The 13,686-nt window shown below is 52.0% G+C and carries 11 protein-coding genes and 1 tRNA gene; 11 read left to right on the top strand and 1 reads right to left on the bottom strand.

Translation table 11 applies throughout. The features are described 5' to 3' along the window. Positions 1 to 79 precede the first annotated feature (79 nt). Positions 80 to 3,418, bottom strand: coding sequence for a leucine-rich repeat domain-containing protein (locus tag PQG83_RS17165; RefSeq protein ID WP_312743686.1), 3,339 nt, complete (start codon positions 3,416 to 3,418; stop codon positions 80 to 82). Between the two features lie 404 nt (positions 3,419 to 3,822). Here PQG83_RS17165 and PQG83_RS17160 point away from each other — a divergent pair, with 404 nt between their 5' ends. The 11 genes from PQG83_RS17160 (at position 3,823) to PQG83_RS17110 (ending at position 13,607) form a co-directional block, all read left to right on the top strand. Beyond that, the gene (locus PQG83_RS17160; RefSeq protein ID WP_312743685.1) at positions 3,823 to 4,320 is read left to right on the top strand and encodes an MEKHLA domain-containing protein; all 498 of its coding nucleotides are present in this window, start codon (positions 3,823 to 3,825) and stop codon (positions 4,318 to 4,320) included. 166 nt (positions 4,321 to 4,486) lie between these two features. Then, positions 4,487 to 5,548, top strand: coding sequence for a glucokinase (glk, locus tag PQG83_RS17155; RefSeq protein WP_312743682.1), 1,062 nt, complete (start codon positions 4,487 to 4,489; stop codon positions 5,546 to 5,548). A 236-nt stretch (positions 5,549 to 5,784) separates the two neighbouring features. Next, the gene (gene rpiA, locus PQG83_RS17150) at positions 5,785 to 6,486 is read left to right on the top strand and encodes a ribose-5-phosphate isomerase RpiA (RefSeq protein ID WP_312743679.1); all 702 of its coding nucleotides are present in this window, start codon (positions 5,785 to 5,787) and stop codon (positions 6,484 to 6,486) included. Positions 6,487 to 6,649: 163 nt separating this feature from the next. Next, positions 6,650 to 8,203, top strand: coding sequence for a DegQ family serine endoprotease (locus PQG83_RS17145; protein WP_312743676.1), 1,554 nt, complete (start codon positions 6,650 to 6,652; stop codon positions 8,201 to 8,203). 56 nt (positions 8,204 to 8,259) lie between these two features. Beyond that, positions 8,260 to 8,664: a cupredoxin domain-containing protein gene (locus tag PQG83_RS17140; RefSeq protein WP_312743673.1), complete on the top strand. Its 405-nt coding sequence runs from the start codon at positions 8,260 to 8,262 to the stop codon at positions 8,662 to 8,664. A 182-nt stretch (positions 8,665 to 8,846) separates the two neighbouring features. Next, positions 8,847 to 8,924, top strand: a tRNA-Glu gene (locus PQG83_RS17135). A 117-nt stretch (positions 8,925 to 9,041) separates the two neighbouring features. Further along, the gene (locus PQG83_RS17130; RefSeq protein ID WP_312743670.1) at positions 9,042 to 10,136 is read left to right on the top strand and encodes a deoxyhypusine synthase family protein; all 1,095 of its coding nucleotides are present in this window, start codon (positions 9,042 to 9,044) and stop codon (positions 10,134 to 10,136) included. Between the two features lie 83 nt (positions 10,137 to 10,219). Beyond that, a complete protein-coding gene (locus PQG83_RS17125; protein WP_312743668.1) occupies positions 10,220 to 10,927 on the top strand; it encodes a DsbA family protein in 708 nt (235 codons plus the stop codon). A gap of 118 nt (positions 10,928 to 11,045) precedes the next feature. After that, on the top strand, positions 11,046 to 11,306 hold the full coding sequence (locus tag PQG83_RS17120) for a hypothetical protein (protein WP_312743665.1): 261 nt from the start codon (positions 11,046 to 11,048) through the stop codon (positions 11,304 to 11,306). Positions 11,307 to 11,338: 32 nt separating this feature from the next. Next, entirely contained in the window at positions 11,339 to 12,772 is a 1,434-nt protein-coding gene (locus tag PQG83_RS17115; RefSeq protein ID WP_312743662.1) for an aldehyde dehydrogenase family protein, read from the top strand. A gap of 244 nt (positions 12,773 to 13,016) precedes the next feature. Beyond that, complete coding sequence (locus PQG83_RS17110; protein WP_312743660.1) at positions 13,017 to 13,607, top strand: pyruvoyl-dependent arginine decarboxylase; 591 nt, start codon at positions 13,017 to 13,019, stop codon at positions 13,605 to 13,607. Positions 13,608 to 13,686: the final 79 nt, after the last annotated feature.

Raw genomic sequence — 13,686 nt, 5'->3', positions numbered from 1 at the left:
TGCGTTCTAGGGCTTTTTCGTGGGCTTTGAGGTTTTACCAGGGAGAAAAGAAGCGCGCATCCAAAGCGGTTTCTTCAGGTCAAACCAGGCCTTGGTCCAACAGTTTGTCGAGTTGGTCTCGAAACCGCAGATGGAGATCCTCGGTGCTTTTATACTTGGTCCAAAAGTGTCCAAGCTCACTGAGCTTATCCTGAAACTTCCATAGTGATAGCAAATCATTCCGGTTCCCCGAAACCGTGGAAACCTGAGCATCTTGGAAAAAGGCATAGATCCGAGGTGTCCCTTGCTCCTTAAATCCGCGATGAGCCACATCAAACTCCTCCTCGGTATACCTGCCCGTTTTTGTCTTAAATAAGCTCACAAAAATGTCACAGGACCTGACCTCACGATTGTATTCATCTTGAAGCCGACTGTCGGACATGGCATCCAGAAAGTTTTCCCACCGGACAATCTCCAAGTACGCGCCCTGTTGACGCAATCGGTCATTCTGCTGTCTGAAATACAGATCGAACGCATCTCGATCTTCCCGTAGCTCCTCAGAAGAGGCGAGAAAAACTTTAATGGTTTTTATCGGAGCCTGTCCGGCGGAAGAAGCGTCCGATGCGGCAGCATAATTATCTGACGGCTTGTCGGCCCAGCGCGGAAGGTTCTCCAATTTCAAGCCATCGAGCAACTCAAGCACACTGACATCTTCGTAACTTCCCGGACACTCAATGGCCAGTTTACGGTCTTGTTTTCGTTTGAGCAGACGTTTCTGTTCGAACATCTCCGGCGAAGCCAAGACCACACATTTAGAACAAATACAAGGAACCCATTTACTCAGTTTTTCCTCCAGGCCAGGGAAGCCCGCATTGAGCGCGTCAAGGTCACTGGCAATGACGCTCAAAAGAGCTTGACGTTCAAGCCCGCGGGCCCGGAGGACAATTTCATTGCCTCTGGACATGATTCGAACGAGCACTTGGGTCTCCTCCCGTTCGAACAACACGCCAGTAGCCCACGCCATCTCGGGACGGGGGACAAACCGATGCATGCGAACCATCAGCCGGCTGATGAGGCCTTTGGGCAAAAAGCCATACCTAAAGCTCAACACCAGATCCCCCACTTTCGCCCATCCCTCCAGCGCCGGAGGAACGGAAGGTGAGAGTAGTTGAGGGGCCAGCCAGGTGTCCTCCTGATCCCTCAGGGCATAGCACAATTCGAACTTTTCCATCAGCGCCAGCAGCTCAGGATGCATGTCGGCGTATTCGGTGGTTGCCCAGACCCGTTCGCAATCCACCGATGTGAAACGGCCGAGACTGACAACAACCGTGGGATCGTCCAAAATGCGGAACACCGCTTCGGTCGCCCATGGATTTTGTAAAATCACCGTCCGGCTCAACAACCGGTCCTCCTGGAAATGCAGAAAGACACCCAGGTCATGCAGGTAGCGGCTCAAATGAAGGGCCTTTGTGCGGTCAAACTCAAGATGCCGACTGTAGACGGCGAAATAGTCCTCCTGAGGAATATAGGGCTGGTGCCTAGCTTCCTCCTCAAGATCGCCCCGAATAGAAACCCATTTCGCTGGCACCTCTTCTCCCACATGGGGGAGACGCTGCACAGAAAATTCAATCGCTGCAGAGAGTGGCTTGACAGAATCGGGTTTATCCAAATTGCCTCGATAGACTTCCTTCACGTTTGGAAACTGGCCTTTGATCCCTGCCTCGTCAATCGCCTTGCTCCGGCCACCCTTTTCATTCTGAAAAATCAGCACAGGACTCCGGTCACTGAGGAGCTCGATGACCTCCAGCCAATAGCTGAACCCCACATCGGTGACGGACTTGTAATCTTTGGTCGTATCGTCCAAAAGAATGTAGAGTGAATTTTTCGTCAGAAAAAACTGGTGCGTGGCATGGTAGATTTGTTGTCCGCCAAAATCCCATACATTCAGCCGGAACGTCCGGCCATTGGCCAGTGGAAAGTCATGCCGATGGATATCGATGCCTTTGGTGGTCTCGTCTTCATCCGGCAAAGGTTGATCCGCCTGATACAGCCGGCGCAACAGACTCGTTTTCCCGGCCCGTCCCTCGCCCACGATAAGCATCTTGGCCTCATAAAGCCGGTCTACTCCCTGTCCCTCTATCTCCCGGAAATAGTTCAGAACCGCCTCATGTCCTTGCTGAACGACTTCTGGCGGAGGATGAATGAGCGGACAATCCTTCACAAATATTCCATCTTCCCAAATGGTCCCCGTCTCACATTTGGCAGATATTCCCTTCTCAAATAAAAGCTTAAAAGGAGATAAGTCAGTCACCTCGGTTTTGGATAGACCAAGCGTCGTGAGGTTTGTCAGCTGCCCCAAGGCCTGTGCCCCCGCGTCCCCGAGCTGGTTGTGCTCCAGGTTGAGCGTCGTGAGATTCGCCAGCGACCCCAGGGCTTTCGCTCCCATGTCCCCGAGGTTGTTGTTGGCCAGGTCAAGCGTCGTGAGGTTTATCAGCCCATTCAAAGCCTGCGCCCCCGCGTCTCCAAGGTTATTGCCGGCCAGGTCAAGCGTCGTGAGGTTCGTCAGCGATTCCAGGGCCTTCACTCCCGCGTCCCCGAGCTGGTTGTGCCCCAGGTTGAGCGTCGTGAGGTTCATCAGCGATCCCAGGGCCTTCGCTCCCGCGTCCCCGAGCTGGTTTTGCCGCAGGACAAGCGTCGTGAGGTTCCTCAATTCGCTTAACGCCTGCGCCCCTAACTCCCCAATAAATTCGTTGCGTGTCAGGTCAAGGGTCGTGAGGTTCGTCAGTCCGCTCAACGCCTGCGCCCCCGCGTTCCCAATTTCGTTGAAGGACAGGTCAAGCGTCGTGAGGTTTATCAGCCCACTTAACCCCTGCGCCGCTCCGTCACTAAGGTAGTTGCCGGACAGGGCAAGGGTCGTGAGGTTCCGCAGCCCGCTCAACGCTTGCGCCCCTGCGTCCCCAAGGTAGGTGGCGGACAGGTTAAGCGTCGTGAGGTTCGTCAATCCGCTCAACGCCTGCGCCACTTCCTCCCCAAGAGGGTAGTTGCCAGACAGGTCAAGGGTCGTGAGGTTCGTCAGCCCCCTCAACGCCTGCACCCCTGCGATCCCAAGGTTATTTCCGGCCAGGGCAAGCGACGTAAGGTTTGTCAACCCGCTCAACCCCTGCACCCCTGCGTCTCCAAGGTTGTTGCCGGACAGGGAAAGCATCGTGAGGTTGGGGAGAGAGAGAAGTTTTTCGGCCAGGTTTTCCACAAATTCTGTCAACTGAAAAACAGATCGGTAATCTTTGAGGTGGGCAGCCCATTTTTCAGGAGATGAACTTAATTTCGCACGAGGGCCGAGTAGAGCTAACTCGGAATACTTCTCGCTTTTCATTTTTGAGAGCAACTCATCCAGCTCAGCCGGTGAAATTTTTTGTAGGTTCTTTGTCTTTTCCGTCATGTCCACATACTCCATCCCCTCGTTTGAGCGATCACCAACATGGCGCCCGAATAGCTGTTCAACATTTCGGTTGATTGGCATTGCCAGATCGGTAAACAGGGCGAACTTTAGCATTCAGATTTAAGGAGTCAATCCTTAGGCTTTGGGAAAGAGCGTTAGTTAATTAGGAAGGGAAATTCCTTGCTGGCGTGTTTTACTGTTTTCTAGAATAGAAAAAGAGCAGCTGGTTCGACGAAAATCATCGAACAGGACGTGTGAAATGTCGGGAATGGCAGGTTGGTATGGATACCGAATTCAATGTGTTCACTTTTGATGCTTTGGGCAACAATGATGATTAGTTCTTTTCAACCATTCCATAAGAAGATTACACTGCTTCTGATTCGACGCTCCGCATCATCACCCTAATGAATCCCTCCCAAAATAATCAGATGAACCCGTTAGCCGATCATTGGCAAAGATCCTGGGTTATCGAATGGTCCCAATATTTATTGGACAGTTATGCCTATTGGCTGAACAAAGAACTAATTCCCCGTCAGGGTCCTTCACTGGAACAGGCGGAACGATTGTTTAACTCCCCATTTGTGGTCGTCTCTCACGGATTGGAGAATGACCCTATCCTCAATTATGGAAACCGGACCGCATTAACTTTGTGGGAAATGGATTGGGACCAACTGACTCTCACGCCCTCCCGGCAAACGGCCGAACCTGTGAATCGTGAAGAACGGGCCCGCATGCTGCATCAGGCTAAAACCAAGGGGTTCATTGCCGATTATCGTGGAGTCCGGATCTCCCGATCAGGAAAACGATTTTTGGTGGAACGCGCCACGGTGTGGAACATTCGCAAACCGGACGGAACTCCGCTCGGACAGGCGGCCACATTTTCAACCTGGACGTTCATATGAGTCGTCGAACACCTCTTCCTCACCGCCTCTCCGACCTTTTCCCTTTTATACGGATGGGCTAAGGAGAGGTTCTTCGTGCCCTTGCTTGCCCTGAGTATTTTACCTGGGCTATGGTGCCGCAAGTCTGATAATTGACGCGTCAAGGAATTTTTACGGGAAACATGTCATGATTCTAGCAGCTGATGTTGGTGGGACAAAAATCAATCTGGCCCTGTTTGACTGGAACAAGGAACGGGTAGAGCCTATCCGGGAAGACACGGTCTATACAGCTGATTATGAGTCCTTCGAAGAAGTGTTGACCGAATTTTTGGAAGAACCGGCCTCTCCCGACACCGAATCGGAAGAATCCCCGGACGACAGCGATGCTTCTTCCTCTGAACCCACCACTCCTTCTCCACTGGGACCCCTCACCGCCGCCTGTTTTGGGGTGCCGGGACCAGTCTTAAATAATACCTGCAAAACCACAAATATTCCGTGGATCATTGAAGGAGACAAACTCGCAGAGTTTCTGCACATTCCCCATGTTCGTTTGTTAAACGATTTGGAGGCCACTGCCTATGGGCTACGGCTCCTTCAACCGGATGAAATCGAGGATCTCAACCCTACCGCCGCTTCTCTCCAATCTGATGGTACTCGGGTCTTATTGGCTGCGGGAACAGGCCTGGGAGAATCGCTGCTCCTCTGGACAGGCGAGGACTACCACGTCTGTCCGTCCGAGGGGGGACACGCCGATTTCGCACCCAACAACGATTTGGAAATCGATCTGCTGCGATACTTGCGAACCAGCTATTTGCATGTGAGTTACGAGCGGGTTCTTTCCGGCCCCGGTCTCCACAGCATTTATCAGTTTCTCCGGGACACCAAAAAAAACGAGCCAACCTGGTTTGCCGAAAAGCTCCCAACCGGGGATCCGACAGCCTTGATTGCGGAAGCCGGACTGACAGGCAAACCAGAAATTTGCAAAGAAGCCCTGCAGATCTTCGTCTCTATTTACGGAGCCGAAGCCGGCAATATGGCCCTCAAGGCCCTGGCCATGGGTGGCGTCTATCTTGGTGGGGGCATCGCCCCAAAAATCATATCCGCCCTACGGGGAGACACATTTATGAAAGCGTTTCTGGCGAAGGGCCGGTACAAACGGTTATTGGCCAAAATTCCCGTTCGGGTGATTTTAAATCCCCATACCGCATTGCTCGGGGCGGCCTCCGTTGCTGCAGGCATGGCTGGCTAACACCATGAAATTTAAGGCATCATCTGGGGTATTCCTCAGGGCTCAGACCCCACATCCTCCCTTCGATGGCATACAGACAGACCTTTCGCAAGGTTTTTTTACCCTCGTCCCTCCCGTGTTGCCCGAAAACACTCGCAGAGAGCACCAGGCTTTGAGAAAGAATGCTTGCTGGTTTCGATGAACACAACGCCTCCGGCCGTTTGCCAACGAATAATTCCCGAGCGTGAATCCCTTCTATGCCCTCTCCATCGACGCCATTGACACCGGATCAGCAAAAAGCCCAGGCCGCCCGCAAGGCCCTTGAATTTATACAAGATGGCCAGATCCTGGGACTCGGCACCGGTTCCACGGTCCATTATTTTTTGACGGCCTTAGGCCAGCTCGTACAACAGGGATTACGGGTCCGTGGGGTGCCAACCTCACAAGCCACAGCCGTTTATGCCAGACAATTAGGCATTCCGTTACTGAACAATGATGATCCCTGGGACATTGATGTGGCCGTGGATGGCGCCGATCAGGTCGACCCACAACTGAATCTGATTAAAGGAGGAGGGGGAGCGTTAATGCGGGAAAAAATTGTGGCAAACGCCGCTCAGCAATTCATTGTTATTGTGGATCAGGCCAAACAGGTGGACCGTCTTGGACTTCCCTTCCCCCTACCTGTTGAGATCGTGCCATTCGGTTGGCGAACGACACAACGGCATCTTGAAAATCTGGGATGGCCTTCCCCGTTGCGCCACAGAGCCGGCCAGCCTTTTCTCACCGACAATGGAAATTATGTGGCGGATCTCCATATTCCTGAAATTACCGACCCCGCCGCGGTCGAATCGTCCCTGAGCCAAATTCCGGGCGTGGTTGAATGCGGGCTCTTCCTGATGATGACATCACTATTGATTATCGGCACGAATGATGGTCCCGTCCTCACCCACGCATCTTGAGTCGTGAGTCTTCTCTGGTAGAATTAATCGAACATTCGTTTACCGTTGCATGCTACCGCCCTTGCAATCAAAGTTGATAAAATGAGAAAAATGGATAAGGATCAAGAAATCAGGGGTCTGCTGTGAGGACTCCCTTAACCGACAGAGGAAGAAGGTATTCTGCATGAGAGGACGATATCAGGGGCAAACATCCTCTGTGAGAAACAGACACCATTTTTGGAGAGTCACGATCGCGGTGGCCCTCCTGGGACTCACCCATATTCAATGCTCTCAGGCACCATCCTCCTCCCCTCCAGAAACTGCACCTGCGATCACCGAAGCCCCCATGGAGACCGAGCTGCCCCTACCAGCCGTCCATGCAGCTGATTCGCCGGCCGTGAACATCTCGACCCCGCTTCTGGCTTCTAACGAAACCTTTGTGAAAATCGCCAAAGAGGCCATGGCCTCAGTCGTGAATATTTCAGCGACCAAACGCACAGTGCAATCTCCGGGCACGAATCCCCTGTTTGACGATCCATTTTTCCGAAGATTTTTTGGAGAGGAATTTGAACGGCGGTTTAAACAGCCCCGCGAACGGCAGGAGCAAGGCTTAGGTTCCGGAGTGATTGTCAGTGATGACGGATACATCGTCACCAACAATCACGTGGTAGAACAGGCCGATGATTTGATGGTCCTCTTGGGAGATAAACGGAAACTTCCGGCGACACTTATTGGCACAGATCCCAAAACCGATTTGGCGGTGATCAAGATTGAAGCCACCGGATTATCCACCTTACCCTGGGGAAATTCTGCGGCACTGGATGTCGGAGAACTGGTGTTGGCGGTCGGCAATCCCTTTGGATTGAATCAAACGGTCACTATGGGGATCATCAGCGCCGTAGGCCGCGCCAATGTCGGCATTGTCGATTATGAAAATTTCATTCAAACCGATGCCGCCATTAATCCAGGCAATTCCGGAGGTGCTCTCGTCAATCTCCAAGGCCATCTCATCGGCATAAATACCGCCATCTTCTCCCGAACGGGTGGCTACATGGGCATTGGCTTTGCCATCCCCAGCCAAATGGTCAAAAGCGTGATGCAAAGCCTGATCGGGCACGGAAAAGTCATTCGTGGGTGGCTGGGCGTGTCCATTCAGGAATTGTCGCCGGATCTCGCGACTCAATTCGAGGTACCTGATACCCAGGGCGCGTTAGTGGGAGATGTCTTTAGCGAAAGCCCGGCGGGGCAGGCCGGCTTGAAACGTGGTGATATTATCCGCACCTACAATGGCGTCACCGTGAAGGATCCAAACCATTTGCGCACGCTGGTGGCCGAAACGACACCGAAGAGTGCCATTCCTCTTGCGGTGTGGCGCAACGGCAAAATTATCAATCTTTCGGTTTCCATCACTGAAATGCCTAAAGATACTGCTGCCTTGACAGAAATAGCTCCCAGTTCAGTCTCAGGTAACCACGCTCTCTCCGGGCTTTCAGTGGAACCCGTCCAACCTGGACAAACACGAGATGGCCAAGGGGTGGTCGTGACCCAAATCTCACCAAACTCTCCGGCTGAACGGGCAGGCGTTCAACCGGGTGATGTCATACTGGAATTGAATCGCACTCCCATTGGATCCGTGAAGGACTTCGAACAGCTTGTGAAGCGACTGGAAGCTGGAGACTCCGTCTTAGTGCTCTTGCAGCGCGGAAAGGGCGCCATTTTCCTGACCATTAAACCCTAGCGACTGGACCAGAGCCTCTCCCTGGCCAGACCTGACACACTGGGAGCCGAACATCCATGACACCACTTCGTTCATCCGGGACATTCCTTCAACTAAGCCAATTCCTCTGCTGTATGGTTTTTCTCCTATCCCCTGTTTCCACGCAACCAATTCTGTGGGCCTCTTCTCCGCAGATTGCCATCCAAGCTGAACCGCCATTTTTTTCTCCGAACCACCTGAACATCCGCCTGGATACCGCCCTCACGTGGAAAAATCACACTCGCGAAGCCCATTCCATCGTGGCAGACGACTGTCTGTCCCGCTCCCAGTGCTCATTTGACTCAGGCGTCATTCGTCCCGATCATCAGTTTGTCTTAACCCGATTAGCCCCCGGGCAGTACCCTTACCATTGTGGACTCCACCCCTTCATGCGGGGCCTGTTAACGATCCATACTCCGCACTCTCCGTCCTCTGATATCTGATTCAAAAGCCATAATTTTGTTGTCGCGACTTTCCCTCCCTTGTCAACACAGGTGATTGTACGTCTGTGGTCCCTGTCATTTGCCCTTTTTTCGTTGCATGCCATAAGTCCCTAATGGTACATTTCTGACATGCCTGGTATGGGCAGAGAGTACGAATTTCAATTAATACACAGACACAGACTGGTCCCATCGTCTAGGCTGGTCTAGGACGGCACCCTCTCAAGGTGCAGACACGGGTTCAAATCCCGTTGGGATCACCAATCGCTATTAGGAGCTGATGTCCGCCCCTTCCTGATTGTTCGCACCCGCTCCCGTTAGAATCAGACTTCTCTTACTCCGTCTGGTTATTTCTTTCATCTATGCTGTAAGGATCTGTGATGACTACGAGAACTTTTCACGATGGCGAAAGCGACGGCCTTGAAGCCCTGGAGGCTCTGGATCCGGAAACGATTGAATCTTTTTCCGACCTGCTCTCCGCCATGAAAAAGACCGCCTTTGGCGGGCGACGTCTGGGCGATGCCTTTGAGATTTTGGACAAAATGGTCGAGGATCCCGATTGTACCGTGATCTTAACCTTGTCTGGGGCCATGACCATCGCGAAAATGGGAAAGATTATCTGCAGCATGATCGACCGAAATATGGTGCAGGCCGTAGTATCCACAGGGGCTTTAATTGCCCATGGCTTAAGTGAAGCCGTAGGCAAAACACACTATAAATACCATCCATCCATGACGGATACCGAACTGTATGAAAAGGGCTATAACCGCGTCTACGATACGCTGGAGATGGAATCCAATCTCAACCACGTCGAACGGGTCGTCAGCCAAACCTTAAAGCGCATGACTCCCGACACACCCATCTCCTCGGAAATTCTGACTCGCGAAATCGGGAAAACTCTTCATGACCATTACGAAGGACCAGGGATATTGAAAAGTGCCTATGAGAAGGGTGTCCCGGTCTATATTCCTGCATTTACCGATTCTGAAATGGGGCTGGATGTCTCCATCTGGGCCATGAAGGAGAGACGACAATCTCAAGGCACACCTCAATCCCCCGATCTTTCCGACCAGGAAACATGGAAGATTTTGCAGCAATCTCGACCGTCATTTAATCCATTCTTAGATCTCAATAGTTATACGGAAAAACTACTGTCTGCCAAACGGTTGGGGATTTTCACTATCGGAGGCGGAGTGCCACGAAATTGGGCACAACAAACGCCACCATATATCGATATTCTCAACCTCCGGATGGGTACCCAATTAACCCCTCCGCGGTATCAGTACGGTGTCCGCATCTGCCCGGAGCCTGACTACTGGGGTGGTCTTAGCGGATGCACGTATGAGGAGGGTGTATCATGGGGAAAATTTGTGCCTCGAAAAGAGGGGGGAATGTTTGCTGAAGTGTTGAGTGATGCCACAGTAGTGTGGCCACTTCTCATGATGGGGCTCCTGGAAAAAGCCCGTCGCCGATAAATTCAACTCCTTGGCACGATCAACCTCTTCTCTCGACACGGTCCGCCAGGAATGCAACAATAACAGCCCATAGCCATGGAGTGATGATGAACATTGCCCAAACCCTCAAATCGACCGTATTGCTCGCCATCCTTCTTGGCACCCTGCTGATGAGTCCCACGATTCACGGGAAAACTCCTGACTTTTTAATCCAGGATGATGATGTGGTGCGAGGCGATCCCAAGGCTCCCATCACCCTGTTGGAATACTCGGATTTCACCTGTGGCTTTTGCGAAAAGTTTTTTCATGAGACCTTTCCTAAATTGCTTTCAGAGTACATTGAGACCGGAAAAGTACGTTTTGTCTATCGGGATTTCCCGAGAGGCATGGGCAGTCCACTTCGAGCAGCCGATGCCGCTCGATGCGCAGGAGAGCAAAACGCCTACTGGCCCATGCATGATCGGCTCTTTAACAGTGGAGGCCAGTTGGCTCCGGATAATCTCAAACAATATGCCAAGGAACTCAACCTCCACGGAGAACAATTTTCAGAATGCCTGGCTTCCCATCGCTACATGAAAGATATTGAGAAAGATTTACAGGATGCGGGTTCCCTGGGAATTCGGGGCACGCCGGCTTTCGTGCTCTTTCCTACAATCCTGCCAGAAGATCCTCATCTTATTTTAATTCCCGGCGCCTTTCCCTATGAGACGTTCAAGGAAGAAATTGATAAATTGCTCAAGCTTCATGGAAGCTCGACGACTTCTTCACTGTCTTTGCCAGTACTGTCCTCTACTCACATCGAAGGAGCATAGGTCCCCCCATGCATTCGTGCTCTACGCAATTCCTCATTGATCTGACAGCGTGATTAGGTGTACATTTGCTCAGGCAATCTTGAAATTCATGTTTTTATCCACAGAATGGTTTTGAGTCATGACTGAATCCCAATCCTTCTGGCCTGTTGAATGCGCGCAAGGTGAACCTGATTTGTTTGTGTGCTTAACCTGTTTTGATGAAGTATTCAAAGCCAAGATGCCGGTCGACGGGTGTCCTGGCTGTGGAGCCATCGCCGCATTCGAACCGTTTAGTTTGGATGCGATCAGGGAATGGGGAACGGAGAATCTTATTCAGAAAGCTGAAGGGTTGCCTTCTTCATCCCATACCGGTTCTGACCAGCCAGCTTCATCAATCTAACCACCTCTATTTCACGAGGTTTTCACCTTTCCATGACTGTGGCCACGGCAAAGCCAATCCTTATAGGCGGCCAATGGGTCCAGACCTCCACTGCGGAGCCGGTACGCAACCCCTATTCCAATGACGTGGTGGCCATGGTCTGCCAGGCCGAGCCTGAGCATATCCACCAGGTCACCAACTCTGCCAAACGAGTCTCGGCCGCATGTGCCGGGATACCGGCACATGCCAGAGCAAAGGCGCTCCTGCACATCGCCACCGGGCTTTCCACCAGACGGGAAATGTTTGCAGCCACAATTTGTCAGGAGGCCGGGAAACCGATTACCGATGCACGCCGTGAAGTTGATCGGGCCATTCAGACCTTCCGCTTGGCCGCAGAGGAAAGCACCCGCATCCCTGGGGAAATCATTCCGATGGATCTCACCCCAGGAGGAGAGGCGTACTCGGGATCTGTCCAACGCTTTCCGATCGGAACGGTTCTTGGCATTACCCCCTTTAATTTTCCCCTCAACTTGGTGGCCCACAAAGTGGCCCCTTGCCTGGCAGCGGGAAACCCGATGGTATTGAAACCAGCCCCCCAAACCCCGTTGACTTCGCTGATGTTGGGGGAAGTCTTTTTGACGACAGAACTGCCTCCGGAAATGCTGACGATCATCCCCTGTTCCAATAGCCTGGCAGAACAGATGGTGATTCATCCCAATTTCCAAGCCTTGAGCTTTACCGGCTCTATGACGATTGGGTGGATGCTGAAAGGAAAGGCCGGATACAAACGGGTTCTCCTCGAACTCGGAGGGAATGCCGGGGTCATCATAGAACCGGATGCCAATCTTGATGTGGCCATAGACCGTTGCGTAGCCGGAGGGTACGGATATGCCGGACAAACCTGCATCTCTGTGCAACGAATCTTCGTCCATGAATCACGGTACGACCACTTCCTCAGGACCTTTGTCGAGCGAGTCCGATCATTGCCCATGGGCGATCCTTCCCTCGAAAGCACCGTCGTCGGTCCCCTCATTAACGAGCAAGCCGCCCGCCGGGTCGAGACATGGATCCAAGAAGCCGTTTCGCATGGAGCAAGAGTCATGACTGGCGGGACACGAAAGGATTCATTCATCGAGCCTGCAGTCCTGACCCACGTCAACAACAATATGAAAGTCTGTTGTGAAGAAATTTTCGGGCCGGTGGTGACCGTCACACACTATGCAGACCTTGAAGAAGCGTTTGCCCTCCACAATGATTCTGATTTCGGGCTCCAAACAGGAATTTTCACCAGCAACATCGACACTATGTATCAGGCATACTCACGGTTAGAAGTCGGCGCACTTCTGGTGAATGAAATTCCGACTTTTCGGGCCGATCACATGCCTTATGGAGGCATCAAACAGTCAGGATTGGGGCGGGAAGGGGTGCGGTATGCTATTCAGGAACTGACCGAGCCTAAATTATTGCTGGTCAAAAGACCTTCTTAAGGCCTCCTTATTTTTTCTTTAACGTTCATCCTTATAATCTTGCACCTTGCCAACCAGTCTTGGTAAAAATACCCGCGTACGTGGCAAGGTTGTTCTTTCCCGTGGTGTTCGAATCGTTCAGGCTTTCCCATATAGAGTTTGCGCCGACAGATTGGAGAGCGAGGTTGTGAATCAGATTCGACGATCACCTAGTCATCTCCTGCCTATCCCAATCCACCACTAACTGATCGACGAAGGAGTCGCGATGGTCCCAACGCAAATGTTTCTCACCAGAGGTGTGGGCATCCACAAGGAAAAACTGGCATCTTTCGAAGAAGCCCTCCGGAGCGCGGGAATTGCTTATTGCAACCTGGTGACCGTCTCCTCCATTCTTCCTCCAGATTGTAAAATCATCTCGAGAAAACGTGGCGAACAGTTACTCAATCCAGGCGAAATTACCTTTTGCGTCATGGCCAGATCTGAAACCAACGAGCGGAATCGCTTGATTTCGGCTTCAATCGGCGTGGCCATTCCCTCCGGTAGGAAGGTGAATTATGGCTACTTGTCGGAACATCATGCTTATGGCGAAACGGACGAGGAAGCGGGAGAATATACCGAAGACCTCGCGGCCCAAATGCTCGCAACCACCCTTGGTATCAAATTCGATCCAAATGTTGCATGGAAGGAACGTGAGCAGGTATTCAAAATGGGAAGGGATATTGTTCGAACCCAGAACATTACCCAGTCTGCGATCGGAAAACCCAACCTCTGGACGACCGTGGTGGCGTGCGCAGTCTTTATTCCCCTTGAAAACATCACTGAGGATCCAAAGCCTTCTCAGAAAAAATCAAAGTAGGGTCGTGGATTGGGCAACCTTTTCTAGTGAATAATTGTTTTTCTTTCTCGAGTCTTTAGCAACCTGACAAAACCACATT

The organism is Candidatus Nitrospira neomarina, from assembly GCF_032051675.1.
In the GTDB taxonomy this organism is placed as follows: Bacteria; Nitrospirota; Nitrospiria; order Nitrospirales; family UBA8639; genus Nitrospira_E; species Nitrospira_E neomarina.
The sequence above is the reverse complement of the archived record's forward strand: the minus strand, read 5'-3'. Positions and strand labels throughout refer to the sequence as shown.